The sequence below is a fragment of the Sporosarcina sp. FA15 genome (assembly GCF_051550195.1).
GTDB lineage: Bacteria > Bacillota > Bacilli > Bacillales_A > Planococcaceae > Sporosarcina > Sporosarcina psychrophila.
The window spans coordinates 2222264-2249018 of the sequence record NZ_CP188818.1; the positions used below are offsets into that span (position 1 = coordinate 2222264).

General features: G+C 42.0%; 28 protein-coding genes. 8 read left to right on the plus strand and 20 right to left on the minus strand.

From position 1 onward, the window contains the following. Nucleotides 1–364: 364 nt before the first annotated feature. From ACP8HG_RS10725 to ACP8HG_RS10745, 5 genes are all read right to left on the minus strand, one after another. Complete coding sequence (locus tag ACP8HG_RS10725) at nucleotides 365–580, minus strand: biotin/lipoyl-binding carrier protein (protein WP_438298607.1); 216 nt, start codon at nucleotides 578–580, stop codon at nucleotides 365–367. Then, nucleotides 577–1938 carry an acetyl-CoA carboxylase biotin carboxylase subunit gene (locus ACP8HG_RS10730; protein WP_438298608.1) on the minus strand — a complete coding sequence of 454 codons (1362 nt, stop codon included), beginning with the start codon at nucleotides 1936–1938 and terminating at the stop codon, nucleotides 577–579. The genes ACP8HG_RS10725 and ACP8HG_RS10730 overlap by 4 nt, the downstream gene beginning before the upstream one ends. A gap of 391 nt (nucleotides 1939–2329) precedes the next feature. Then, a complete protein-coding gene (locus ACP8HG_RS10735; RefSeq protein ID WP_187045451.1) occupies nucleotides 2330–3088 on the minus strand; it encodes an enoyl-CoA hydratase/isomerase family protein in 759 nt (252 codons plus the stop codon). Nucleotides 3089–3483: 395 nt separating this feature from the next. Further along, nucleotides 3484–3657, minus strand: coding sequence for a 50S ribosomal protein L32 (rpmF, locus tag ACP8HG_RS10740; protein ID WP_067211505.1), 174 nt, complete (start codon nucleotides 3655–3657; stop codon nucleotides 3484–3486). A 23-nt stretch (nucleotides 3658–3680) separates the two neighbouring features. Next, nucleotides 3681–4214, minus strand: coding sequence for a YceD family protein (locus ACP8HG_RS10745; protein WP_067211507.1), 534 nt, complete (start codon nucleotides 4212–4214; stop codon nucleotides 3681–3683). A gap of 117 nt (nucleotides 4215–4331) precedes the next feature. Between ACP8HG_RS10745 and ACP8HG_RS10750 the strand changes: the two genes are divergently transcribed. After that, entirely contained in the window at nucleotides 4332–5561 is a 1230-nt protein-coding gene (locus tag ACP8HG_RS10750) for a nucleotidyltransferase (protein ID WP_338655778.1), read from the plus strand. Nucleotides 5562–5706: 145 nt separating this feature from the next. Here the strand turns inward: ACP8HG_RS10750 and ACP8HG_RS10755 are convergent, their stop codons facing one another. After that, complete coding sequence (locus tag ACP8HG_RS10755; RefSeq protein ID WP_067211511.1) at nucleotides 5707–6753, minus strand: SepM family pheromone-processing serine protease; 1047 nt, start codon at nucleotides 6751–6753, stop codon at nucleotides 5707–5709. A 129-nt stretch (nucleotides 6754–6882) separates the two neighbouring features. Between ACP8HG_RS10755 and ACP8HG_RS10760 the strand changes: the two genes are divergently transcribed. Next, nucleotides 6883–7803, plus strand: coding sequence for a hypothetical protein (locus tag ACP8HG_RS10760; protein WP_067211514.1), 921 nt, complete (start codon nucleotides 6883–6885; stop codon nucleotides 7801–7803). A 49-nt stretch (nucleotides 7804–7852) separates the two neighbouring features. On the opposite strand, the gene coaD is transcribed toward ACP8HG_RS10760, so the two are convergent. From coaD to ACP8HG_RS10775, 3 genes are read right to left on the minus strand one after another with little or no spacing between them, the layout of a single operon-like run. Then, nucleotides 7853–8338, minus strand: a complete 486-nt coding sequence (coaD, locus tag ACP8HG_RS10765; protein ID WP_067211517.1) for a pantetheine-phosphate adenylyltransferase — start codon at nucleotides 8336–8338, stop codon at nucleotides 7853–7855. Between the two features lie 10 nt (nucleotides 8339–8348). After that, complete coding sequence (gene rsmD / locus ACP8HG_RS10770; protein WP_067211518.1) at nucleotides 8349–8897, minus strand: 16S rRNA (guanine(966)-N(2))-methyltransferase RsmD; 549 nt, start codon at nucleotides 8895–8897, stop codon at nucleotides 8349–8351. Continuing rightward, nucleotides 8894–10333, minus strand: coding sequence for a hypothetical protein (locus ACP8HG_RS10775; RefSeq protein WP_438298609.1), 1440 nt, complete (start codon nucleotides 10331–10333; stop codon nucleotides 8894–8896). The genes rsmD and ACP8HG_RS10775 overlap by 4 nt, the downstream gene beginning before the upstream one ends. Nucleotides 10334–10429: 96 nt before the next feature. On the opposite strand from ACP8HG_RS10775, the gene ACP8HG_RS10780 reads away from it, so the two are divergent. Beyond that, on the plus strand, nucleotides 10430–10825 hold the full coding sequence (locus ACP8HG_RS10780) for a DUF7147 family protein (protein WP_438298610.1): 396 nt from the start codon (nucleotides 10430–10432) through the stop codon (nucleotides 10823–10825). 3 nt (nucleotides 10826–10828) lie between these two features. On the opposite strand, the gene ACP8HG_RS10785 is transcribed toward ACP8HG_RS10780, so the two are convergent. Continuing rightward, entirely contained in the window at nucleotides 10829–11101 is a 273-nt protein-coding gene (locus ACP8HG_RS10785) for a YlbG family protein (RefSeq protein WP_067211526.1), read from the minus strand. Between the two features lie 647 nt (nucleotides 11102–11748). On the opposite strand from ACP8HG_RS10785, the gene ACP8HG_RS10790 reads away from it, so the two are divergent. After that, nucleotides 11749–12660 (plus strand): glycerophosphodiester phosphodiesterase family protein, encoded by a 912-nt coding sequence (locus tag ACP8HG_RS10790; RefSeq protein ID WP_438298611.1) that lies wholly within the window; start codon nucleotides 11749–11751, stop codon nucleotides 12658–12660. A gap of 180 nt (nucleotides 12661–12840) precedes the next feature. Here ACP8HG_RS10790 and ACP8HG_RS10795 read toward each other — a convergent pair whose 3' ends face one another. Beyond that, nucleotides 12841–13281 carry a YlbF family regulator gene (locus ACP8HG_RS10795; RefSeq protein ID WP_067211531.1) on the minus strand — a complete coding sequence of 147 codons (441 nt, stop codon included), beginning with the start codon at nucleotides 13279–13281 and terminating at the stop codon, nucleotides 12841–12843. Nucleotides 13282–13338: 57 nt separating this feature from the next. After that, nucleotides 13339–14778, minus strand: coding sequence for a UDP-N-acetylmuramoyl-L-alanyl-D-glutamate--2,6-diaminopimelate ligase (locus ACP8HG_RS10800; RefSeq protein ID WP_438298612.1), 1440 nt, complete (start codon nucleotides 14776–14778; stop codon nucleotides 13339–13341). A gap of 80 nt (nucleotides 14779–14858) precedes the next feature. Between ACP8HG_RS10800 and ACP8HG_RS10805 the strand changes: the two genes are divergently transcribed. After that, complete coding sequence (locus ACP8HG_RS10805; protein WP_438298613.1) at nucleotides 14859–15620, plus strand: amino acid kinase family protein; 762 nt, start codon at nucleotides 14859–14861, stop codon at nucleotides 15618–15620. 13 nt (nucleotides 15621–15633) lie between these two features. Here ACP8HG_RS10805 and ACP8HG_RS10810 read toward each other — a convergent pair whose 3' ends face one another. Further along, nucleotides 15634–16704, minus strand: coding sequence for a CAP domain-containing protein (locus ACP8HG_RS10810; protein WP_067211536.1), 1071 nt, complete (start codon nucleotides 16702–16704; stop codon nucleotides 15634–15636). A gap of 234 nt (nucleotides 16705–16938) precedes the next feature. Here ACP8HG_RS10810 and ACP8HG_RS10815 point away from each other — a divergent pair, with 234 nt between their 5' ends. Together ACP8HG_RS10815 and ytvI are read left to right on the plus strand one after the other, a co-directional pair. Beyond that, on the plus strand, nucleotides 16939–17304 hold the full coding sequence (locus ACP8HG_RS10815; RefSeq protein ID WP_067211539.1) for a YugN family protein: 366 nt from the start codon (nucleotides 16939–16941) through the stop codon (nucleotides 17302–17304). A gap of 134 nt (nucleotides 17305–17438) precedes the next feature. Next, the gene (gene ytvI, locus ACP8HG_RS10820) at nucleotides 17439–18497 is read left to right on the plus strand and encodes a sporulation integral membrane protein YtvI (RefSeq protein ID WP_067211542.1); all 1059 of its coding nucleotides are present in this window, start codon (nucleotides 17439–17441) and stop codon (nucleotides 18495–18497) included. A gap of 40 nt (nucleotides 18498–18537) precedes the next feature. On the opposite strand, the gene ACP8HG_RS10825 is transcribed toward ytvI, so the two are convergent. The 7 genes from ACP8HG_RS10825 to cyoE form a co-directional block, all read right to left on the minus strand. Continuing rightward, nucleotides 18538–18999, minus strand: a complete 462-nt coding sequence (locus ACP8HG_RS10825) for a DUF420 domain-containing protein (RefSeq protein WP_067211545.1) — start codon at nucleotides 18997–18999, stop codon at nucleotides 18538–18540. Between the two features lie 146 nt (nucleotides 19000–19145). Beyond that, nucleotides 19146–20069, minus strand: a complete 924-nt coding sequence (ctaG, locus tag ACP8HG_RS10830; RefSeq protein WP_067211548.1) for a cytochrome c oxidase assembly factor CtaG — start codon at nucleotides 20067–20069, stop codon at nucleotides 19146–19148. A 407-nt stretch (nucleotides 20070–20476) separates the two neighbouring features. Further along, nucleotides 20477–20824 carry a cytochrome C oxidase subunit IV family protein gene (locus ACP8HG_RS10835; RefSeq protein WP_067211550.1) on the minus strand — a complete coding sequence of 116 codons (348 nt, stop codon included), beginning with the start codon at nucleotides 20822–20824 and terminating at the stop codon, nucleotides 20477–20479. Between the two features lies 1 nt (nucleotide 20825). Continuing rightward, nucleotides 20826–21452 carry a cytochrome c oxidase subunit 3 gene (locus ACP8HG_RS10840; protein ID WP_067211552.1) on the minus strand — a complete coding sequence of 209 codons (627 nt, stop codon included), beginning with the start codon at nucleotides 21450–21452 and terminating at the stop codon, nucleotides 20826–20828. Then, on the minus strand, nucleotides 21452–23326 hold the full coding sequence (gene ctaD / locus ACP8HG_RS10845) for a cytochrome c oxidase subunit I (protein ID WP_342538801.1): 1875 nt from the start codon (nucleotides 23324–23326) through the stop codon (nucleotides 21452–21454). The genes ACP8HG_RS10840 and ctaD overlap by 1 nt, the downstream gene beginning before the upstream one ends. A 34-nt stretch (nucleotides 23327–23360) precedes the next feature. After that, nucleotides 23361–24434: a cytochrome c oxidase subunit II gene (gene coxB / locus ACP8HG_RS10850; RefSeq protein ID WP_342538802.1), complete on the minus strand. Its 1074-nt coding sequence runs from the start codon at nucleotides 24432–24434 to the stop codon at nucleotides 23361–23363. 100 nt (nucleotides 24435–24534) lie between these two features. Continuing rightward, nucleotides 24535–25452 carry a heme o synthase gene (cyoE, locus tag ACP8HG_RS10855; RefSeq protein ID WP_067211558.1) on the minus strand — a complete coding sequence of 306 codons (918 nt, stop codon included), beginning with the start codon at nucleotides 25450–25452 and terminating at the stop codon, nucleotides 24535–24537. A 292-nt stretch (nucleotides 25453–25744) separates the two neighbouring features. On the opposite strand from cyoE, the gene ACP8HG_RS10860 reads away from it, so the two are divergent. Beyond that, a complete protein-coding gene (locus ACP8HG_RS10860) occupies nucleotides 25745–26689 on the plus strand; it encodes a COX15/CtaA family protein (RefSeq protein ID WP_187045463.1) in 945 nt (314 codons plus the stop codon). The last annotated feature ends 66 nt before the right edge of the window (nucleotides 26690–26755 follow it).

The window sequence follows — 26755 nt, forward strand, 5'->3', positions numbered from 1 at the left end:
CTTTCATCAACCATTTTCCCGCATTCCCTTATGTCTAGCTCCAGCGGCCAGATGCTCGGGTCATAAGCCAGCCCAACTACGCGAGCTTCGCCGTTCCGTCTTATGCCTGTCGCGGGCCTACAGGATGTAGGTCACGCAGCCGTCGCCACACGATGTGGCGAATTTAGGCTGTGTTCATTGAAGGCCGCCTCCACTTTTCTATGTGTCTAGACTGAAGCGCCTAGCCCCTCGAGTCGCTTCAGTCCTAAAGTTAAAGGCAAAAAGCGCCTTTAACTTTAGGCCTTCCAGCGCTTTTCGGGTCTACCAAGGCGCTTACGCTTTTCTATGTCTAGACTCCAGCGCCTACCAAGGCGCTTACGCTTTTCTAGATTTCGATTGTAGCTAGAACGTCTTCTTCGTTAACGAAATCGCCGACTTGTACATTAATTGTTGCTACTTTTCCAGCCGATTCCGCTTCAACCGGAATTTCCATTTTCATCGATTCGAGTACGATGATAACTTGTCCCGCTGTTACTTCTTCCCCTATCGCTGCGTTCACTGTAAACACTGTACCTGCCATCGTTGCTTTTAATGCTGTCATTTTATTGTTTCCTCCTTTTGTTTTGCGCTCCATGTGGTTAAAACCGCTGTCGAATAGTCACCTGTAAGGAATTCCTCAGATTTCAGAAAATTATTGAATAGCGGTATATTCGTTTTCAAACCTTCTATTTCTACTTTTGAAAGGAAAGCTGCCGATTTTTGAATCGCTTCTTCCCGAGTTGTTGCGTGGACAATTACTTTTGAGATGAGTGGATCATAGAAAGGCGTCACTTTCCCACCCTCAACATATCCTGAGTCAATACGGATTCCCGTAGTATCTCCCCAATCAAGTTTATTAATTGTCCCCGGTGATGGCAAGAATTTAACCGGATCTTCCGCGTAAATACGGAATTCAATTGCATGGCCTGTCGACTTGATGCTCGTTTGGTCTATCACAGGAAGCTTATTGCCGTTCGCAATTTCAAGTTGCCATTCGACAAGGTCAAACCCAGTCACTTCTTCAGTCACCGGATGTTCAACTTGAAGTCTAGTATTCATTTCCAAAAAGTAGTGTTCATTATTTTCATCGACAATAAATTCGACCGTTCCTGCATTTTTATAAGAAACCGCTTTTGCTGCATCGACTGCCGCTTTATAAAGACGATGGCGCGCTTCTTCCGGCAAGTGTGGTGAAGGTGATTCCTCAATCACTTTTTGGTTACGTCGTTGTACCGAACAATTACGTTCAAACAAATGGACAACATTTCCGAAGTTGTCTCCGAAAATCTGCACCTCGATATGACGGGCATTCGTTATGAATTTTTCAAGGAAAACAACATCATCCCCAAAATATGCTTTCGCTCGATTCTTTACGGATTGGAATTGTTGACTGAGCGCTTGCTCATCTTCACAACGAATCATACCGATCCCACCGCCGCCAGCACTCGCTTTCAGCATGATCGGATAACCGATCTCAACTGCTGCACGCACGGCATCTTCCAAAGAAGTAATTCCTTCATCAGTTCCATGTACGACCGGCACCCCTGCCGCTTTCATCGTTACACGTGAACCGATTTTGTCACCCATCTTATCAATTGTATCTGCATCAGGCCCTATGAATTGGATTCCCGCAGCTTGTACTTTACGTACAAATTCTGCATTTTCAGAAAGAAGCCCGTACCCCGGATGAATGCCATCTACTCCCGCACGAACCGCAATTTCGATTATATCATCCGCTTTTAAATAGGATTGTTGAACTTGTGCAGGTCCTAGCAAGAACGCCTCGTCCGCTTCTTTCACGAACGGCATGTCTGCGTCTGCTTCAGAATAGACAGCGACAGTGGCAATACCTAGACGTTTACAAGTCTTTATGATTCTAAGAGCGATTTCCCCACGATTCGCAATCAGTATTTTATCCATATTAATCCCCCAAACAATTTGATGTGTATTTCTCCATCCCTCTCTAGTTTATACGATGAATGAAAGCGATTTCAACCTTTGTCTGAAAAAAACATCTTTTCATGCCATTTCAACTAGTCAATTTCCGGAAGTTTTAACTTCAAAATGGTTTTGTGCGATTAAAAAGTCGTGGCGGTCATAATACGGCTGATGCCAAGCATAATAGGGCTCATGCCGGTCATAATCGTACCCAAGGCGAGCATAACTGGCCCCATGCCGGTCATAACAAGATGGACGGTCCCAATCAAAGCAAAAAACGCCTTATAACTAAGGGACAATACTTAACTTATTTAATTCAATTAAAAAAACCGTTGCACATGCATAGGACATGTACAGCGGTCTTTGAAACAATTTATTTTTTCGATAAAAACTGCGCCACTTCTTCATGGTGTGCATCACTTCCCCAAAGAATTGAACATTGACGCGACTCTTCAATCATTCGGTCACGAATAAAATCAGCTGTCCATTTCCGAATAGCAATCGTTTTATACGCTCGATGGACAGCCGGATGATGCGCGGACATTTTGGCAAGAAACCGTTGAAGCCCGTTTTCAGCAGTGCCCTCATAAGTTTCAGTTGCCCAACCCGCTTCAAACATTTCATCAGCCGTATGCACCCCAGCTTCAGACAGTAGGCGCAACACACGGTCATGCTTGCCATCTTTTTCAAATAGCAGCGTAGCACCGCCCCAACCCGTAGTAATAGCAAGTGTCCCTTGAATGAAACCAGCCTTTGCTGTGGATGACATGACCCTGTAATCACAAGCAGTAGCAATTTCACAACCACCACCTACGGCAGCACCATTGATGAGCGCAATGACAGGCATCGGTAGCGTAGCAACCCGGTATAATAGGCCCGCCATTCTGCTTAGCATTGGATATGCCTCATCGGCCGTACGTAAGGCATGGAATTCAGATAAATCTCCACCCGAACAGAATGCCCGATCTCCCGCACCCGTAATGACGGCATATGCGACTTCTTCATTATTTTCAATACGATTTAGAAATTGTTCGAGGCCATCCATAACCGTATAGTTAATGGCGTTGCGCATTTCAGGACGGTCAATTGTAAAAGTAGCAATTCCATTTTCGATAGCAATTGTGTAAGACATGTCCATTCCCCCCATTGTGTGTATAATTTGAATAAAGATTTCCTTCAAATACGCTTCGGCACTCCGGGGTGCCTGCAGCTTTTCTTACTGTCTAGCTGCAGGCGTCAGCCCCTCGAGTCGCTTCAGTCCACAGGAAAAGGCAAAGAGCGCCTTTTTCCTGTGGACTTCCAGCGCTTGTCGGGGCTAAACGACGCCTTCCGCTTTTCTTGTTGTCCAGCTACAGCGGCCAGATGCTCGGGTCATAAGCCGGCCCGGCTGCGCGGCAAAGGACACGCCGCTTCGCCGATCCGTCTTATGCCTGTCGCATCTAAGCGGCCGCTTCCGCTTTTCTTGGGTATAGAAAAAAGGCCACCGTGAGCCATGGTCTCACGGTAGCCTTCATAGGCAAATCTTACTTATTCGCCTACAACTTCTTTTCCTTTGTAATGACCGCATGATTTACAAATGCGGTGAGCCAATTTGATTTCGCCACAGTTAGTACAAGTAGTCATTCCCGGTACTTGCAATTTATAATGCGTACGGCGCTTGTTTTTAACTGTTTTGGATGTTCTTCTTTTTGGTACAGCCATCTGGGGCACCTCCTTACGTTCGCCTATTCGTCCTTGGATTCAAAGAACTTTGCCAAATCGGCAAGTCTAGGATCCACTTTCGTTTCCAGTTCCTTACGGAGCCTGGCATTGTACACCTCGTCAGTCGCGTATGACCAGCCTTTTCCTTCAGCCTCTTGCATATCATCAGCATTTTCGCTAAAAATTTGAAGCGGCACTTCAAGGAGGACGAGCTCCTCAAATACAGGGGTCGGATCGACTACCTCACCTACAACAGGATGAATTTCATCATCTGATGCGAGAACTTCTTCATCCCAGCTGAACTGTTCGTCAGCTTCGATTACGAATGGTAATTCGACGTCTTCCCATGTTCGTGAACAGGGTAATGTCAACGTACCTTCGAGCCGGAATCGGCATATCAATTTCTTGGAGCTGATTGTACAACTTCCGGTCACTCGGACAGGCGTAATATTCCGGATTTCCGGATTCCGTTTTTTCACGGATTCAAGGTCGACAGCTTCGTCAAGCGGCATCGCACCTTGTCTGTATCTCTGCAATTGATGGATTGACCATTTCATGTCTATCACCTCAAGACAACAATGTTGATTATATAATGGGCGAAAAGGGATGTCAAGATATTTTCTTGTCACTTCGTCAGCCGCATAGGTATAATTAATATTCATTGTAGCAAAGGAGTGTCGAATTTGAAAGCTTCAGGAATTATCGTCGAATATAACCCGTTTCACAACGGGCATCTTTATCACGCGATACAAGCAAAAATAACAACTGGCACGGATGTTGTAATTGCCGTCATGAGCGGTAATTTCCTACAACGGGGGGAACCTGCATTTGTTGATAAATGGTCCCGGGCGAACATGGCCTTGAAAAACGGTGTGGACATCGTTTTGGAGCTTCCTTATGCATTCGCGACATCTAATGCCCCATCCTTCGCCAGAGGTGCTATTCAGCTACTGGACGCTGCTCAGTGCAGTGCTTTCTGCTTCGGTAGCGAAGATGGTGAAGTTAACTCTTTCGAAAGAAGTCTTCTTCTTCTCCAACAAGCCGGCGACAATTATGAACAAACTGTGAAAGATGCTGTCAGCCGGGGACTCAGTTATCCTAAAGCGTTGAATGAGGCTTACACCATGGCCGCCAATTCCTCAACAATCGAAGGACCACTTGCTGATCTCTCGAAACCGAACAACATTTTAGGTTTTCATTATATGGAAGCTGCTAGGAATATTGACTCCGAAATGAAAGCCGTCACAATCCCGCGCATTGTCGCCCAGTACCATGACGACGCTGTAGCAGGTAACCCAATTGCAAGTGCAACCGGCATCAGAAAATCCTTTTTTGAATCAGAGACGCTCGGAACGATTACAGACTTCATGCCAGATACAGCACTCGAACTTCTACACGATTGGCAAGCGGAAAATCAATCTTTTGGAAACTGGCCGACTTTCTATCCCCAGCTCCGTTTCACAATTTTACGGGAAGGACCAAAACGACTTGCGATGATTGCAGACGTAACGGAAGGAATTGAGAATCTGTTGTACCGCGCGGCAGCCGATAACGGCACATTTGAAGGCTTCATGAAGGACGTGAAATCCAAAAGGTACACTTGGACCCGACTTCAGCGCATGCTTACTCATATATTTACCGGGTTTACGTACGATATACGGAGCAGTATGAAAACTCCTTCCTATCTACGATTACTTGGAATGACATCTGCCGGAAGATTATATTTGAATGAACATAAAAAAAGGCTGAAGCTTCCTCTAATTAGCAAAGCAGCCGCCTTTTCAAATCCTTCACTTGATTTCGATATCCACGCAGCGGATATGTACGCACTCGGTATCGGAAACGGCACTTCTAGTTCCCGAATCGGTGTTGATTACAATACACACCCAATTATCATTCAGTGAAGATGTTAGTTTGAGATAAAGATTCCGTTCAACTCCGCTTCGGTGCTCGGGGATGGCTTCGGCTACCCCTGTAAGGCGCCTTCGCTAAATTTACATGGCAGTTACTGGCACCACAAACTGCATAGAAAAGACCACACCAAACAACTTACTTCTTTTCCAACGTCGCTAAATAATCAAGTGCATCATCTACAGTTTCCACCGGCACGATTTTCATTTTTGTGCCGATTTTCTCTGCCATCATTACAGCTTCTTCGTAATTAGTCAGTATTCCAGGATTTGCCGCCCTTACTTCATCAGGTAAATCATCTGCTGGTGCGAAGAATATTTCCACGTCTTGGCGGGAAGCAGCAATCACTTTAAAGTCCGCGCCCCCAATTCTTCCGACGGTTCCATCCTCCAACATTTCTCCAGTTCCAGCAATGTTATATCCTTTTGTGAGGTCTTCATCAAGCAACTGGTTCATAATTTCAAGCGTGAACATCAGACCCGCAGATGGTCCACCTATATTCGATGTTTTGAAATCGACTTCTGGATCAGTCGTGAGTGTTCGATCCTCTTCAAAACGTACGCCAAGTCCTGCCCGTCCATCACTATCAGGTATCTCTTTCAAGACAAGTGTTACATCGAGCTTCTTGTCATCCCTATCCAACGAAATCTTTACTTCATCACCCAATTTCTTATCTCCAATAAGCGTAAAGAATTGTCCTGATTCTTTCAACTCCACACCGTCAACCACACGAATCTTGTCTCCAAGTTCCAAGATACCGTCGGCCGCGCCTCCTTCGAGGACCATCATGACAAATACACCATCATACTGGATATCAACAGGAATACCCGCTTTTTCAAATGCAACTGTAATTGCATTGAACTGTGAACCAGTCATGAGTTTCTTCTGCCGGATATTATATTCCTTGTCATTTTCTCCATCTCTTCTTACATTTTCAGCAGGGAGAAGCTTCTTCTTATCGGTGAATTTCGATAAAACATAAGAAGCTGGTGTCGCTTTTGAAACGGAAATCGTCATAAGACTGAATGTCCCAATATCGTTGTTATCTCCGCCTACCACTTCAACGAGTGGATCCAAGTCATAAGCTCCTCCTGGCTGCGATATATAAGAATCGAGCGGGTAAATGAACAAAATGGCTATGATAACAAGCAAAACACCTATCATACTGAATCGTTTCTTTCTCATTTTAGGACCACCTCCGTTAATAGCCTGTACTTTCTTTACATATATATAAGTGTAGCACCAAAAAAAGACTGACAAAAGATTTATACCTAATTTTTTCGTCATGCTTGGAAATCGAAAGGAGCCGAGTGCGTGGTCAACGGAATACATGCACGCCTTTATCATATGATAAATCTTTCAGTCGTTTGGGGACTTATCATTCTGTTCATTTTACAGCCAAGCGTTGCACATGCCGGAGCCGAAGCGGGCGCACAGTTATTTATCCATGCACTGCTTCCTTATTTACTGCCCTATATCATATTGACACAATGGCTTTTAAAAATGCCCAATCGTACACAGAAAGTACCGAAGTGGAGGCGTTTTTTGAAAGCATATGTACTCGGATCATTTGGCGGATTCCCGGTCGGTGCCGTAACAGTGACCGAAATGATGAAAAACGGTGAATTATCTCAGAAGCAAAGCGGCCTACTTCTAGCTGCATGCCATGCACCCGGGCCGATGTTTATCATCGGCTTCGTTGGAACAGAACTATTCGGAAATGTAAGTTCAGGGTGGAAGTTACTTGCGGCCATCCACATCGCGAATATTTTATTCTTTTTACTTGCAGTAGCTTTTCTGCACCGCGAAAGCGAAATAGAAACACCTCTTTCACAACCTCAAAAGAAAGTAAAAGGGGTGCCACTTCTAGACGCTATCAAGGAAAGTTCGACAATCATTATTCTTGTCGCAACCACGGTCATTTTCTTTTCCTCTCTCGGAACCGTGCTGTCAACAGTTTTCACTTCGGCATTCACTGTGGAGATGGGGATTTCGAAAACAATTGCCTTAGCCATTTTCGAAATGACATCAGGTGTTCAATCAGCAACAGATCACTTTTACGGCTTGCCGTTTTTCCCTTTTCTTATCGCTGCAATCATTTCCATGAACGGATTGAGTATCCATATGCAAGTTTTTGTCATCGCAAAGACCTGCAAAATCTCGATGACCCCTTACGTAATCGGACGAATTTGGAGCATCATTGTCGTTCCGGTAATCTTCTACCTTATTTATTAATATAAAATGGTTATGATGAAAGTTTAATTTCATCATAACCATTTAACAATCATCGAGTTTGATATTTCTTTTTCAACGCCTCTTCAACTTGCATTGGCACAAGTCCTGAGATTTCACCGCTGTACTTTGCCACTTCTTTGACAATACTCGAACTGAGGAACGAATACTGATTGTTCGTCATGATGAAAAATGTCTCGATACTCTCATCGAGAAACCTGTTCATAGACGTAATTTGCATTTCATACTCAAAATCGGAAACGGCACGCAATCCGCGAACAATTACAGATGCCCCTACACTCTTGGCATAATCAACGAGCAATCCAGAAGACGACTCCACTTTCACATTCGGAAACACAGACGTCACCTCTTCAATAAGCGCCATACGCTCTTCGACAGTAAACAGTGAGTTTTTTGAGGAGTTATTCATCACAGCAACTCTGACGTCACCGAAAACCCTCGCTGCTCTCTTGATAATATCTAGATGCCCATTCGTTAACGGGTCAAAACTTCCGGGTACAACTGCAATTTTCGACATTATTGAAACCTCATTTCTCATAAATAGATACAGCGCTATTTCCATACACTGAACTTTTTATCTTATAATAACTGCCGTACGCTTCTGGTAATTCCAATTGCTTTTCATGCTCACAAACGATGACAGCGTTTTCAGTCAGAAGGTCTGCTTCTACAAATTCAAGTGCCAAATTATAAAATGCTGTTTCCGCATACGGGGGATCGATAAAAAGAAGTTTTGCTTTCTTCCGTTCCGCTTGCAAAACTTTAACCGCATTTCTAGCATCCGCACGCTTGATATGTAATTCTTCCGTAAATCGGCATTTTTCCGCGTTCGCTTTAATAATCGCACACGCTTTCACATTTTTTTCAAATAGGAATGCCTCATCGATTCCTCTTGATAAAGCTTCAAGGGAAAGAGATCCGCTGCCCCCAAACAATTCTACGGCAATTCCACCATCAAAGTAAGGCCCGATTATATTGAATACGGACTCTTTCACTTTATCCGATGTCGGGCGTGTATCCGTCCCCTGTAAAGATTTCAAGGGAATACCTTTTCTAGTTCCTGCAACAACTCTCACTTGTCGCCCTCCTCTGCCAGTGTTGACATTCTGATGATATCAATCGTATCTGCCGTTTTCTCGACACTTAATAGGAACAACCGTTTAAACCAACTCTCTTCAAAATATAAATCACCTTCCAGTACTTCGAATGGCATAGTTACAACATCGTATTTTTGTTCATTATAGACATAGAATAGTTCTTTCCTAGGAAATCTAAATTTCCTGATGCCATTTTCAATGTAAATGGACCGCGCATTCGTCTTGATGGTATAGCCCGCAAGGTTTAAAATTCTCTTCGCTGGATACAGGGTCTTTCCATCCTTCAATAGAATTCGAATATCTGTAGTGCTAGTGCCATCAAATTTGATTTCCCGTGGATCTTCGATAAGAAACGGATGAGCAGTTGTATCATCATGAATATTTTTCGTAAAGTAAGATGTCTTAAAGCCTGTTATCTCTCCGGCTATCGCGTCCAAAACAGATGCATTAAGCTCTTGCCCTGTCATATTATTCAACACTTTTTTGAATTTCCCAAGTTCCTCTACTGTAATTGATTCAGTAAGGACTTGATAAGCTTTACGTGATTTCCCGAGTCCTGTTGGCGTTTCTCCTAGAATCGAAGCTACCAGTTCGGCCGTCATGCGTTCGTTTTCGGGTATTGTAAAACGTGCATACATACTTTCCCTTAGCAATCGAACCGATACCTTATCCACATCCGCATTTTTTGAAACGATAAACCGGGTAGCATTAACAGCCTGACGTGTATCATCAATTACAATCGTTGAATGATTGGCATCAATTGCTTTAAGTACGTTATCCACTTCCCCAAGTTGCTCAGTATTGCCGCTTTCCCCAAATACCGAGAGCCTATCCCCAGCATAGAGCACAGGCAAATTATTCCGCTGCCAATAAAGTTCCTTGACTTCTCCCTTGCCACGGAATAATGAATAATTGATGTTCGTCATTTTTTTAGTACCCACTCGCTCCAAACCATTTACCCATAATCCACCAACCCCTGTTTCATCAGTCATATGGAATAATGTGTACGAGGCAGAAGAAGCATGTAGTGTAGCGAACGGTTCGTTGAATAGAGCTGTTTGTTTTAGTGGTCCTTTTTTGGGTATTTCATACGAAATGGATTGTCGTCCATTCTCCCCTTCAAGAAAAGCGATAGAATTCTCATCCATTCGATTGCAGGATGTTGCGTCCGCAAGATAACAAGAACGATTGGTGCTGGCTTTTGGCCAAACAATTTCATACCGCATGTCCAATAAGCCACTGAAATGCTGGCGGATATGAAGAGCACCGGGACGATTTACCACTTCAATCTCTTGGGTGAACTTTACAACGCTAGGCTCTTTACTGTCTGCGCCTACCGCTTGATAATAATGCATATAAATTAGAAGACCGTTCACAATCAGTAAAAGAAACATAGTCCTTACGATAAATTTCAAATCCTATACCCCCTAGGACGAATTGATGAATGCACCTTGGCGCTCACAATGGTATGATAAGTCTAGATTTACGTATTTAGAAAGGTAGTGTTATGTATGATATTAAATCAACGATTCATAGAGCTTGGCGAAGGATATGGAGATGTTTATGAACTATGCGAATTAATCAAGTCGAATAGCGACCGCCTGCATAGGACGTTCATCTTATCCTCAGAAACACCTTCAGGTCATGCACTGTCACTCGCGGCAGCCTTCGAACCTGCAAATGACGGTAAGTTCATGCCTATTTACATTTGCCGGGAAGGAATTATCCAGCAGAATACCATCAAATCAAAAAGAAGGCTACTTTTTGAGGAAACAGCAGTGAAAGTTGGGAGCACGCCAGCAGTTATCGAGTTGAAAAACTCTTCAGTATTTGCGGAAACTGAGTTGTTTTATCAATACACAATTGGTATTCTGCGTATCAACAAGCTGCTCCCTCCATTAAGATAGTTCTTATAACCCGGTTTTATAATCATATTCTTTCGCTTTATCCGGTTTGGCATTTTCGTATTCCGTTTTCACAAATGGGCGGTAGGACGGCAAAACCTTTTTTACAGATGGAAGACGTTCTATTTTCCCCATGACCGTATCGACATCTTCCATATTGCAATAAAGGACAACATACTTCATTGTGCGTGATATATAATGGACATGACCGTATTTTCGAAATGACTTTGCTTGTTTTAAATGATGAAGATAGACAATAATACCTTGACGATCGATCATAGATTTCCCCTCTTTTCCTAACCCATACAATACCATAGGACTGAAAAGCCCTGCAACAATAGAAATGCAGAAGGCGTCGTGTAGCCCTGACAAGCGCTGGAGGGCCACAGGAAAAAGGCGTTCTTTGCCTTTATCCTGGGGACTGAAGCGACTCGAGGGGCTGACGCCTGAAGCTGGACAATAAGAAAAGACGAAGGCGTCGTGTAGCCCCGATAAGCGCTGGAGGGCCACAGGAAAAAGGCATTCTTTGCCTTTATCCTGGGGACTGAAGCGACTCGAGGGGCTGACGCCTGAAGCTGGACAATAAGAAATGCAGAAGGCGTCGTGTAGCCCCGACAAGCGCTGGAGGGCCACAGGAAAAAGGCGTTCTTTGCCTTTATCCTGGGGACTGAAGCGACTCGAGGGGCTGACGCCTGAAGCTGGACAATAAGAAAAGCGGAAGGCGCCCGCTAGATGCGACAAGTAGGTGGGATGCAGTTCAATCCCACCCTGCTGGAGGACTTGAATATAAGGCGCTCTTTGCCTTTATATTCAAGAAGGAAGGCGGAAGACGCCTGAATCTGGACACTGAATATTGCTGACAACGTCAATATTTTGCCCTATAATGGGAAAAATAGAGCTGATTCTTAAGGAGGCATCTAAACTAAATGGGTAGAAAAACAAATGTGGTCCTCACAGTAGGTGCGGCAGGCGTTGCCGCGTGGGCAGCTTCCAAAGTTGTCGCAAAACCGGTACCACGTGAAGGTAAAAAAGCACTCGATTTCGATAATCCAGTCATTCTTGCCCACCGAGGTGGACTAGCAGAGGCTCCTGAGAATACATTGGCCGCATTTTCAAAATCGGCCAAGCTTGGCGTACATGGTTTTGCAGTCGATATCCGGTTAACAAAAGACGAGGAAATCATTGTTTTTCACGATGAATTTGCAGATCGAACAACAGATTTCTCTGGAAGAATTGCCGACTATACCCTTAGCGAATTGAAAATGGCTGATGCAGGTTATCAATTTGAAGATGAGGATGGAAATCATTCTTACCGTGGAAAAAACGTAGAAATTATTACCCTTCGTGAACTAATACAGAAGTTTCCGCATATGCTAATTGTTATTAATCTAAAAGATTCTCCTGATACATACGAAGGTAGCTTGATTCCTTCCAAACTTTGGAGACTTCTTGAAGAGCTGGGTGCTGAAGACTGTGTCGCAGTAACAAGCTCATATGATGAACAGACCGACAGATTTAACTTGTACGCACAAAACAAAGTTGCAACCGGTGCGGGTGATAACGAAGTAAAAAGAGCATACGCCTCTTTTACAAGCATGTTCGGTCATCTTTATAGTCCACGTGCAGACTTGTTCAGAATTCCAGAAAAACTGGGCGTATTTTCTCTCGGTACTGAAAGTTTCATGAAGTTTCTTACCCAAATTAATATTCCAGTTTATTTTGAAGGTGTGAATGATAAAGAGTCGTTCGTTAAACTTTTACATGTTGGAGCAGCAGGTTTCATCACAGACAGACCGACTGTCGCGATGAAAATTGTCCAAGAAAACATAGGTGATTAAACAAAAAACAGGTTGCATCCATGTCGACTTTCCGACATGGATGCAACCTGTTTTTTTATGTCTAGACTCCAGGCGCCAACCCCTCGGGTCATAAGTCGTTTTGCTGTGGGGCTGAAGTACGCCTCCTCGCAAACCGTCTTATGCCTTTCGGGGCTGGACGGCGCCTTCCGCTTTTCTTGTTTAAGCCGAACACGAACAGCCTCCGCCGGTGCCGCAACTTCCTCCGCAAGATGAGTCGGAAAAGAATGCACTGCCAGCCGGAACTTTTACTTCATCCGAAACCGATTTAGCGATGATTGAACCAATTTCGTCAAATATAAATTGAACGTCATTCTCAGCCAATCGAAGAGCCGCAACCCGTTCGTTCATATCAAGCTCACGTTTTTGTACGCGGATGCTTTTCATTACTATATTATGATCCGGATGGTATCTTCCGAATCGTTGAACTTCTTCATAACGTTCCTTCATTGCCGTGAACTCTTGAATTGACTTCACAAGTTCATTGTCTGAATAGACATCATCATGGGCTTTGCGGTATTCAGCTACCGCTTCAGAAGAGAGCAACATTGCCGTTAAGTCTTCTGCGTCTTCAATGATGGTGATCCATTCGTCTGTCATCATAGAATGATCCCCTCCAATCATCCATTTATCATAACAGAAGAGATGGTAAACTTGCATCTATTCCATATTTATTTCTTTAATATCCAAAAACGTTTTTTCTGAAAGAGCACGTGCTGCTTCTTCGAGATCAGAAAATGGTATCAGACCATCAGCCGTGTGCTGCGATTTTTCATGACCTTTTCCAGCAATTAGGACGATATCACCCGGCGCCGCGCAAAAAATCGCTTTTCGTATTGCATATTTCCGATCTAGTTCGGCTTCAATCGCCGAACACTCACCTCCGAAACCCTCCATAATATCCGAAATAATTGCTTTAGGATCTTCATTTCTTGGATTATCTGATGTAACAATGACAATTGAAGAGTACAGGACAGCGAGTTCACCCATCTCAGCCCTTTTTCCTTTATCTCGTTGGCCGCCGCACCCAAAGACTGTAATCAATCTCCCATAACACGAATTGGATAGCGTTTGCAGTACCGCTTCAAGCGCATCTGGCGTATGAGCATAATCTACGTAAACTTTTACACCATCCCGCTCAAGTTGCTGCAATCTACCTTCTGGAAGCTGTAACAGTTCGCAGTGCAGCAAAATATCATCTAAGTAATAGCCAAGGACAAGAAGTGCACTAATTGCTGCTAATGTATTCATCCGATTATAATGACCCAGTATATCAGGATTCATTTTTAGTTCTGGGACTTGGACGTCTGCTGACGAATTCGTCCCAAAATAAACCAGTGGAACAGTTGCATTTTGAACCATTTTCACACATTCTTTATCCTCATTGTTAACAATGAATGTTTTCGCCATTTGAATTAAACGCTTTTTCGCATTTATATAAGCAAACTTTCCACCATGTTCTTCGTAATGATCAGTCCCAATATTCAATAGTATTCCAATGTCGATATCACAATGATCTAAACGATTCGAAGACAATCCAAGTGATGATGCTTCAAGAACAATATGACTAACATTTTCATCAACACATTTCTTTAATAAAGGATGGAGGTATTCCGCGGGTAATGTTGTCATTTTGGGGCATTCATAATCAATCTTAACGCCATCGATAAAAATGCCTGTCGTACCGATAACAGCCACCCGATTTCCAAATTTGCTTAATAACTGACCGATGAAATGTGTAACTGTCGTTTTTCCATTTGTTCCAGTCACCGCAATCATTTTCATTCTTTTGGCAGGATTACCAACTAATTGCGCACTTGCATGAGACATGAACTTTGTGCAATCCGAAACCGTAATGACAACAACATCAGCTGGTATTTCTGTCAAATTTGTTCTATCAATAACAATAGCTGCAGCACCTTGTTCAATTGCTTTTTTAATATACTTCACGCCATCGCTTTGATTACCTTTTCTGGCTACAAACACGCATCCTTTCTTTACCCGTGAAGAATCTTCGGTTATTCCCGTGACAACAGTCCTGAGTTCCCCGCCATTGACTGTACAAGGCCAGTCTTTTATAAGCTCCGTTAAAAACAGCACCACTCTCCCCTTCCCGAACATTTTTCTGTGAAAATGAATATATTGAGAGCGAACATACTTTATCGTATGAAAAGAACTCAATGAACGTCACGAAGAAAGTTGGGAGCCTTATGATCATCCAGAAATTCGGTGGAGTAGCAATGAAAAATGAAGAAATGAGATTGAATTGCATTAACCATATAAAAGATGGACTAAATGAGTTTGGCGATGTCGTTGTTGTCGTATCTGCTATTGGTCGCTACGGCGATCCTTATTCGACGGACAGCCTTCTTCAGCTTACGGATGCTTTTTCATCTTCAGCAGCCGCAAGCGACCTTGCAGTGTCCTGTGGCGAACTCATTGCTGCCGCAGTTATATCAGCCGAACTAACACGAGCAGGTGTCCCCAACATTGTCCTGCATGGCATTAAGGCTGGTATAATGACTGTTGGAGAATTTGGAGATGCTACGATTGACCACATCGACCCTGCGTCCATTGCTGAAAACCTTAAACAAACCCGTTGTATTATTATTCCAGGCTTTCAAGGGATCGACAACAACGGGCATGTCATGACACTTGGGAGAGGTGGCAGCGACTTGTCTGCAATCGCGCTTGCAGGAGCACTCCAAGCGTCCCATGTAGAGTTTTTTAAAGATGTACCTGGCGTTATGACTCATGATCCGCGCAAAGTGGAGAACCCCCGTAAACTGGACCTGCTGAAGTTGGACGATTTCATACCACTTCTAGATTGTGAAAGGCCAATCATTCAAAAACGGGCTGCATTACATGCAAAAAAAACGGCGACACCTCTTTATATAAGAGGTGTCGCCAGTACGGAGACAGGAACTTGGATTATTCCTTGAGCAGCAATGAACTTCATTGCTGCCTTTTTTCTTCTGCAAGCTCACGAATCATAACCTGTGTATAATATTTTCCATATGCACCTGTCCCTAGATGTGTGACTTCCTTTTCAAGCAAGACATCACGGTGCGCGGGAGAATTAAGCCAACCATGGACTGCCTCAATTGCATCCACATAGTTGAAAGCAATATTTTCCCGTGCTTTACGATGTTCAATTTCTGCCTCTTTTAACCTATCCGCAAGATTACCGGTCACAGGAGATTCATGGGAAAAGTAATTTTCAAGCGCCATATCCTCACTATGTTTTCGTGCTACAACAGCAAGATCGTAATCACTCAAAAGTTCATTCAATCCATGGTTTTTCCGATAAATATTAGTTAAACTGAAGATTTGACGCTCCATTGCACGATCTACTTCCATCTGCATTGTTGACGATGGACGATCCGCACTAACGATTTCCCCCATATAAGCCATGTCATAGGGCTGGTGCAAAATTAGTGTAATTGGATCAATAAAACGTATCGCTTCCAATTCCCCATCCACACCGTCGATATAAAGCTGCGCATAGACATTCTCATATTCAATAAGCAGCCTATTATTCACATCATCCCCGTTCAATGTAAATGTATAGATACTTTCTCCAATTTGTACAGCCACTTCTGACTCAACAATCGTAAATCGATAGATGTCTTTCACATCCTGCCCAATCTCAAAAGGCTCAATATCGGAGGATAAATCCGCAGTATAAACTTGATTTACTTTCCCTTCCCAAACGCCTACCATTAACTGTTGATCTTTATCGTATATCCACCAATCGTAACCATAGTCTGAGGGTTCAATTCGATCTGGCTTACCCAACTGCTCAAATAGACTGTCTACACTCTTACCGACAAACAGGGACAGGCCCGATTCAGGCCGTGCAGCTTGCGGTAGCGGTAAACCATCCCCACTTCCAGGCACTGGGATCGCCGTCCCATGTTTCACAGGCGACTCAAGCGGTTTATTTTCTTTCACTCGATCATCCATAATATAAAATATCAATAGGACGATGATGAGTAGAATTATTATTTTCCAAAGTGCTTTCATTTTTCGACCTACTTTCTTGAGTATAAAGTTTAGTCAGTTCTTATAAGGATAATACTACTAAATGATTTCTTCTTTCATTATACTTCGTCTATCTGTGAAAAATGTTAAGTATTATCTTATTTATTAAATCATACGTTTGTTGACACAATGTTGTCATTGCAACTGCTGGTGATTTGTTCTATTATAAATAGGTATAGGGAATTGGCTCAACGATATATAAGGAGGATATAAACTATGTATATTGAAGATACAGGCATTGAAAATATTGTTACTGACTTATCAATACTTGATGAAATCATGTTAAAACACGACCTTGTCCGCGCAGGTCAATGGGACTACGAACGCGCAACATTTGATAAGAAATATATGATCAAAGAAGGCACGTTTTATTTGCGCGTATTCAGTTATACAACTGATGGCGATGTTGATACACGCCAAGCGACTATGATCCTTAAAAAACCAGTTGTCGGCAAGCATTACTATCCACATGGCGTTGAATACGGCGAAGGGGAACATTTCCCTGAAAGCCTTGTCAAAGACTGTGTTGCAACACTAAAAGCAGTAAGCGAAGCACTACAGCCTTATAATCTTAAAAAATAACTATGTAATAACCGCCGGAGAACTCAATGTTCTCTGGTTTTTTTATGTTTATTTACCCTTTTACTTTTCCCGACTAATCAATTGCCCATATTTTGGCTATAATTGAAAGAGTGAATAGTTTGGGGGAATAACCATTGGCAAAATGGCTTACAACACGAAACATTAGTATCATACTCATTATAATTTTTATTACTATAACTTTCATCTTTATCATTCCGATATCAATACCAATCATTTTTGCACTTCTTACGGCTTTACTGATTGACCCAATCGTTAGACTTACCGAAAAAAAGTTTAAATGGAGTCGAAAAACGTCGGTCATTTCAGTGTTCATTTTTATCCTAGTTATTTTAGCTTTGTTCTTCTATTATGCAGTCACTCAGTTAGTGGGTAAAATCATACATTTCACAAAGGTAGCACCTGACTATTTCAATTCGCTATCCGGCGTCTGGATTGATGCGCAAAGCAAATTATTCCAATTTACATCTGGAATGCCAAAAGATGTTGTCACTGCAATACAGAAAGAATTCAAAAACATATTCGAATCTATTCAAGAATCAATTCTGGGTTTACTCAGTTACGATAAGATTATGGCTCTAATGACTGAAGTTCCAAATTTCCTTGTCAACTTGAGTGTTTATATCATCGTACTTTTCTTATTTATGCTCGAATTACCTGAATTAAAGAAAATGTTATTTAGACACTTGACTACTTCTACGGCAGAAAAAGCACGGTTCATAATCGCTAAACTAAATTCTGCTTTTTTCGGTTTTATGAAAGCACAGTTTATTGTCAGTTTTATTATTCTTGGAGTTGCTTTTGTCGGACTGTTTTTAATTACACCTAAATATGCACTCATCATGTCCCTCACAATTTGGATTATCGATCTAATCCCCATCCTCGGATCAGTTATTGTCCTTGCGCCCTGGTCACTTTATCAGTTCATCAGCGGCGATATCGCAACAGGAACGAAACTTGCGATTTTGGCAGCAATCTTACTCATCATACGAAGTACAATCGAACCTAAAGTGATGGGATCTCAAATCGGCTTATCACCGCTCCCCACACTAATCGCTATGTTTCTAGGACTGAAGCTATTCGGCTTCCTCGGATTATTTATTGGACCATTAGCTGTCATCCTCTTTACAACAGCCCGTGAAGCCGGAATCTTCAAAATCAATTTCAGGATTTAAACAAAAACGCTTTCACATATTCGTGAAAGCGTTTTGTTCGTTAAAAACCAAGAATTGCTTTAAACATTGACGTTACTTCCCCACCCTTATAAAAAACATAAAGAAGTAAATAAACAGCAACACCTGTTATTGCTGTGAAGAACCAAATAACACTCGTGATTGGACCAAGCTTCCGATGTCTGACCAAATTATTCTTCAATCCTGCATTAATCGTCACCACACCAAATACTGCTCCTGTTGTCGCAAGTATTATGTGGAAAATAAGGAAAATCGTATAATAGATTTTCAAATTCTCCGGACCGCCAAACGACGTATTACCAACCAATATAGTTCTCGAAACGTAAATGATTAAAAAAAGAATTGCTGATACCGCGGCTGCCAGCATCGTTTTCTTATGCGCTTCAATTTTCCTTTTACGAATTAAGTTCCATCCTATTGCAACTAGCACTGCTGATAAAACAATAAAAAACGTACTTATTGTAGGTAGAAAGGGCAGATTCATTCATTATTCCCCCGATTTGTAAAGTTTCCCTATATCTGTATATGTTGAATTAAATAATCCCATTGAATCTGTTGGCGACAGAAGGCTCCCCTTAAAAGGTGCCTTCGCTGTTTATATAAGTATTAAGATTTTCAACTTATAGCCTATTATCTATATAACGTCATTTTTTGACGTTCCAATAACGCGTTGGCAGTAATTTCTTCTGCATTGTCCTGCTCTTCTCTATGCCATTTAATAAAAATACTACCTAGGACACCAACATAAATGATTTCTTGGAACACTTTCATAATAATTCCACCAAGTTGCTGATCAACTAATGTAGGCATATTGGTAAATAATTCAGGACCTGAAATGCCTAAGCCCGCTAATCCTGAAAGTGTACTTGCGGGCACACAAAGCGCCATTGCCCGTAACCAAGATTCGCCAGATTTATATGTTTCATAAACAGGTACATCTACGAAAATGATAAGGGAACATGCAGGAGTGATCAATATTGCACTTAAAATAATATAACCTATTTTTTTCAAGCCATGAAGCTTCGGCTGTCCCTTCAGCGTATTAATGATTGGCCACCAGAAAAACACCGCCGCAACAAATAACGTGATAGTAAAAATTGTGTGCAATGGAGCACTTAATTTCACATTATCTAAAATAAGTGGAATATGGTAAACGGAAAACATACCACAGAATACCAATAGACTGAGAATCGGTTTAGTAAAGAAAGTTATTATGCGGTCAAGAATCCCAATATCAAAAACTTTTTTCCACATCCAGTTAGGAATCCCCATCATGATTAATGGAGCAACCACAAGCAATAGAACCGCCATTTGAACCATGTGAATTGAAAATAAGATATGTCCAAGTAAATCTACAGGTGAACCTTTGACAACATAAAGTATAACCATCCCGGACATGAATAAGATTATTTGTTTTCTTGTAACGGGATACGTATCCTGAAATCGATGACGCATTTTAGTCGTCAATAATAAATATAAGGCCATACCAAGTATGATAATTAGTAAGAACCACGGACTCCACAAAGCTCGGAATCCAAATATACTTAAAGGCATTGCCATCGCTCCCTTTTTTAAAGTCTTTCTTTATTATAAAACTAATAGCGGTGTAACTCAATGTACGAACTATGACAATTGATAAGAAAAGTGCAAGGCGCCGTCCAGCCCTGACAGGCAGATATGAAAAGGAAGGCAGTCTAAGAGCTCCCCGTGTTGTCTTAAACGGCTTCTTGACTATCTCCTCACTTTGGCCAACGAGGAGGTAGTCAAGAAGCTACCAAGGAGGAATGAACGGCTTATGATCTAGGAGGAAACGCAGCCTAAGTGCGCCACTTTCTGAGGGCCTCCTGGCGGTTGGAGCTAGACACTGTTCCATGTTGAAAAACTTATACTTTCTAAGCTTTTAAAAAAAGAAAAAGCCTATGGAGAATAAAATCTTCCATAGGCTTTCTTGTCTATTGATATTACCACCAAACAATTGCTACAAACGTTAACACAACAATGAATCCAAAAATGGCTCCCGTATACATGAACATTTGTGGAATACCATGTCCTTTTTCATTCATGTGCATGAAGTAATACAACTGTAAGCCAACTTGCACAGCTGCAAAAAGCAGAAGCGTTGGGATAATCAAATACTTAGAAAATCCAGCTACGTCAGCTTGATAAGCCATAACCATTGAAAATGACATAATCGTTAAGAAAATCATAAGCGAGAACATCATAATCTGACCGCGCATTGACTTACGTGCGCGTCTTTGACCTAAGTTAAATTCAGCTGGTGACTTTTTATAAACTTGAACGTCAGACATATTAACCTATCACTCCCATCAAGTAGACTACAGTGAAGATGAATACCCAAACAACATCGATAAAGTGCCAGTATAACGAGAATGTATAGTACTTAGGCGCGTTATACAAGTTCAGTCCGCGCTTGGAGTTACGGAAGATGAGTAGCGTAAGCCAGACAAGTCCGATCGCTACGTGGAAACCGTGCGTACCAACAAGCGTATAGAATGCAGAACTAAATGCACTGTTATCAAATGTAAAGCCTAAATGTATATAGTGTACAAACTCATACACTTCGAGCGCAAGGAAACCAAGCCCAAGGAATGCAGTAATGACAAGCCATAGCTGCATTTTCTTGAAATCGTAGTTTTTCAAATGATACATCGCGTATACACTCGTCAAAGATGAAGTTAATAAAAGCAACGTCATGACGAAGACAAGCGGTAATTCAAAAAGCCCTTGTGTCGAAAATTCAAATCCACTTGGTCCTTTGTTCTTTAAAGCAAGATAGGTCGCAAAAAGCGTTGCGAACAAGATTGTCTCTCCGCCAAGGAACAGCCAGAATCCAACAAATTTATTCTTTGCCTCTAACGTTGCTTTTTCCGGATGATCAGGCCACGTCTCAGGGGTGAATTTTTTATTCAAATCCATTATTTTTGTCCCCCTTTACGTTTCATATCTCTTAAGATGTCTTCTTTCTTAACATAGAAGCCAAGATCGTCTTTCAATGAACGCATTGCCATAGAAGCGAAAGTCCATATAAGACCAATTACTAGAACTGCCATTCCCCATGATTCCTCAGTACGGAACATTGCTCCAAATCCTGCAATGAACAGACCTAAACTTAACATGAATGGAATGAAAGAACCGTTCGGCATATGGATATCTTGAACAGGTTCAGCCGGAGTAATTCCCGACAGATTACCTTCCATTTTTTCGATGTACACTGTATCAAGACCACGTACAAGTGGAGTCTGCGCAAAGTTATAGAATGGCGGTGGAGATTCAATCGCCCATTCTAGCGTACGCCCGTCACCCCAAGGGTCATTTGCTACACGTACGTTTTTAATTGAAGTTACGATAATGTTATAAACCATAATCGTAATCCCAATAGCCATTAATAGTGCACCTACAGAACTAATTAAGTTTGCTGAGTTCCAACCTTGACCATTCATGTATGTAAATACACGACGCGGCATTCCCCAGAAACCTAACCAGTGTTGAATTAGGAATGTTAAATGGAAACCGATAAAGAAGAACCAAAATGTAACTTTACCAAGTGCTTCATTTAGCATTGTACCGAACATCTTCGGCCAATATAGATGAGTACCCGCAAGTATACCGAATACAGTACCACCAACGATTACATAGTGGAAGTGAGCAACAACAAAGTATGTGTCATGCAATTGGTAATCAAGTGGTGCAGTACCTAGCATAACACCCGTAACTCCACCCATAACAAACGTTGGGATGAAGCTCAACGCCCAAAGCATTGGTGTTGTTACTTTAATACTTCCGCCCCATATGGTTAGCAACCAGTTAAATATCTTAACTCCAGTAGGTATGGCAATAGCCATTGTCGCTACAGAGAAGATCGCGTTTGCTGTTGGCCCAAGACCAACTGTAAACATATGGTGAGCCCAAACCATGAAGCCTAGGAATCCAATAAGGACGGTAGCAAATACCATCGCTGAATAACCAAATAGTCTTTTTCGAGAGAATATTGTAAAGATCTCCGAGAAAATACCGAATGCCGGTAAAATCAGAATATATACTTCAGGGTGACCAAATATCCAGAATATATGCTCCCATATAATGGTATTACCACCCATCACAGGATCGAAGAAGTTAGCACCAAACATTCTTTCAAATGTCAGAAGGAAAAGTCCTACTGTAAGTGGTGGGAATGCGAACAGAATCATAGCTGACGCAACGAACGTAGTCCATGTGAATAATGGCATACGCATATACGTCATCCCTGGTGCACGCATATTGATAATCGTTACGAGGAAGTTAATCCCCCCTAATAATGTACCACCACCGGCTATTTGAAGTCCTATTGCATAAAAATCAACACCATGTCCTTCAGATGCCATTGCAAGTGATGCGTAAGATGTCCAACCTGCATCAGGAACTTGACCAAAGAACCATGATACGTTTAAGAATACTCCACCGAAGAAGAACATCCAAAAACCTAGTGAGTTAAGAAATGGGAATGCTACATCACGCGCTCCAATTTGGAGTGGCATAATGGCGTTCATAAATCCAATTAATATAGGCATGGCCGCCAAGAAAATCATCGTCGTTCCGTGCATCGTAATAATTTGGTTAAATATTCCTGCACTGACGAGATCGTTGTTTGGCGTTAAAAGTTGCAAACGAATGATCATTGCTTCTATACCGCCGACTATGAAGAAGAATCCTCCACCTAGGAGATAAAGGATACCGATCTTCTTATGGTCAACTGTTGTAAGCCAATCCCATAGCGTTGCGCCAAAACCTCTTTTTTGAGCAACTGAACTCAATTTGTTTACCTCCTCTTCAAATTCACGTTAATAGTTATTTTTCTACTGAAAGTCCCATGAGGTACTCAGCAATTGAATTTATTTCCTCGTTAGAAAGTTGTTCACCGAATGACGGCATCAAGTTTCCTGGCTTTTGTTTCTGAGTGTCTGAAATCCACTCAACCAAATCCTCTTGCGTGTGATCCATAAATCCAGCAACACGATTACGGTCACCAAATGACGCTAGGTTTGGTCCAGCCTTATCTCCGCCTTCACCGACTGCAGATGTCGCATGACATGCAATACAACTTTGTTGGAATAATTCTTCACCTTGACCAGCTGCAGCAACATCTGTTGTTTCTTCACCAGTTGCTTGCATTGCTGTAACCCATTTATCGAATTCAGCACGGGGTAATGATTTTACTTTGAAATCCATAAGTGCGTGTGATGGACCACAAAGCTCCGCACACTTCCCGTAAAACACTCCGTCTTGCACATCTTTCGATTCTTTATCAAACGTTAAATAAAATTTGTTTACGTTTTCAACGTTTGTATCGAGTTTTCCTCCGATTGCCGGAATCCAGAAGGAGTGCTTAACATCTGCCGCAAGGAGGTTGAAATATACTTTTTCTCCAGTTGGTACAACAAGTTCTTGCGCTGTAACAATTCCGAGATTAGGATATTCAAATTCCCACCAGTATAACTTAGCCGTAACATCTACGACCAGATTTTCTGACTCGCCATCCTCATTGACTTCATTCATCGCACTGACATCGCTTAGTTTATATGTGTAATAAACTGTAGGGACCGCTAGAAGTAAAACAAGGAGAACAGGAATAATCGTCCATACAAGTTCTAATGTATGGCTTCCTTCAACTTCTTTAGGAACAAAGTCCTCACCCAGTTTCGAGCGTCTGAAACGAACAATTGCAACTACATAAATAATCACTACTACTAGAATAACCAGTAACATGATTCCTGATGATAACATCAGCAATTTGAATTGATCTTTCCCGACTTGACCAGCCGGAAGAAGTGTGGATAGCCCTTCCTGACCACACCCCGCTAGAAACACGGTAAGAGCTGCTAATAAAGAAAAAAGACGCCACTTTTTGAGTCCTTTCATCATCGCTTAATGATACCTCTCTTTCTAAAAAAATGTTTTTCTTCTTGTGAGGACTGCTGACCTCTTTATATGAATTCCTATGCAAAGAAAGAATTCCAATATGTTAGATGAATATCGAGAAGATAATCATGGCCACAAAAAGGATCGTCATGTAATTCAATGAATAGATGAACATACCCGTTGCCCATTTTATATCATCTTTCGCTTTAAATCCTTTAAGTGCTAAATACAGCCACCCTATATTCAATGCGCTCGCAAGTACTAAGAAGCCTACCCCTAGCTCAGTAAGTAGAAACGGCAATGGAAATAAAAACAGTACCCATACCAACATCGATTTCTTCGTTCTTGCAAAACCTTTTACAACAGGTAGCATTGGAATATTTGCTGCACGGTATTCGTCTGTCCGACGCATCGCCAGCGCATAAAAATGCGGCGGTTGCCAAACAAACATAATCAGGAATAGCGCCAAGGCACCTGCACCAAGTGCTGGTTCAACCGCAGCCCATCCGATTAAAGGCGGAATTGCTCCCGAAACACTTCCAACTACTGTATTAGCTACGTGCCTACGTTTCGACCACATCGAATAGAGTACAACATAACTGAAGATACCTGCAAGTCCCCAAAGACCAGCTGCTATAGAAGCAGAAAACAATAGCACTTCGCCTACTACGATGAAAGTCAGCGCAAGTGTCAATACAGCCGGTGCCTTGAATCGCCCGGTAACTGTTGGTCTGGACTTTGTTCTCGTCATGACTGGATCAATATCACGATCAATCAAGTTGTTCAGTGCCGCAGATCCAGCAATTATCAATCCCGATCCGAGAAGAGCATAGACAAGCAAATCTATATTATGTAGAAAGTTTTTACCAGTGAACTGAAAAGCAAGAAATAGTCCCGTAAAAGTTGTGATCATGTTCGAATTAACAATGCCGATTTTAATGAGCGCAAGGAAGTCCTTATAAAGAGACACCGTCACTACATTCGATTCGACAGGTGTGGAAATTGTATGACCGTTTGACAAGTTACCCCTCCTTCCAAAGTTGTGAGCGTTAACCGCTACAGTTAACTATAGCGAAATTCGGGTAGTATTTCTATACATATACAAAATTTCTACCGAATTCCTTGAAATATCGACACATTTATTACTCAACACCCTCTATAGTAAATCATTTCGATGGGTCTTTTGTGAAGTTAAAGCGTCTTCTTTATGAACAATTTGTGAAAAGGTCCATTACTGAGGCATTTTCAGCCAATCTTCGTTGTCTTTTTACTTATTTTTCGTTATCATCAAAAAAGCAGGGACCTTTTATACAATGGTCATCAATAAAAAAGTAGGTGTCATTTTTTTGAAATCTAATAGATATTTAAAATGGTTCGCAGTCGCATCGACAATAGGCATGCTTTTAATCTTACTTGGAGGGGCGCTTGTTACAAAAACCGATAGCGGCATGGGCTGCGGCAGACATTGGCCAGGATGTAACGGGCAACTTATTCCCGATGAGATTACCGCAGAAGTACTTATTGAATTTTCACATCGGCTGGTAACTGGGTCTGTGGGAATCTTGATTGTCATATTAGCTGTCTGGTCATGGAAATCAATCGGACATATAAGGGAAACAAAATTCTTAGCAATCGCGGCCGTATTCTTCCTTATATTACAGGCATTGATTGGTGCCGCTCAAGTATTATGGGGTCAAGGTGATTTCATACTCGCGCTTCATTTTGGTATTTCTCTTTTAAGCTTTGCATCAGTCCTTCTATTAACCCTTCTCATATTTGAAGTGGATCGAAAGTTTGATGCAGATAAGTTACAAATAGGTAAACGGTTGAAATGGCATACAATTGGCGTATCCGTTTACTCTTACTTTGTAGTTTATACTGGAGCACTCGTCCGTCATACAGAGTCTGGTCTTGCCTGCCTGGACTGGCCACTATGCCAGAACGCGGCATTCGCCCTTCCGCGTAACATGTTCGAGTGGGTTCAGATGGGTCACCGTACTGCCGCGGCATTTATTTTCGTCTGGTTATTAATCATCATGATCCATGCACTTCGTCATTACAAAAATCAACGCGTCATCTATTGGGGCTGGAGTATCGCATTTATACTTGTCGCACTCCAGGCAACAACAGGAATGTTGGTTGTTTTGACTAGACTAAACCTTTATATTGCTTTGCTTCATTCATTATTCATCACGTTGTTATTCGGTTTGTTAACGTACATGATTCTACTTGTATCAAGAAGTAAACTATCAAAATGAGTAGTAAGGACCAGCCCTTGGCCAGTCCTTACTACTTGTCTACCCAACTTATTAACAAAAAAAACA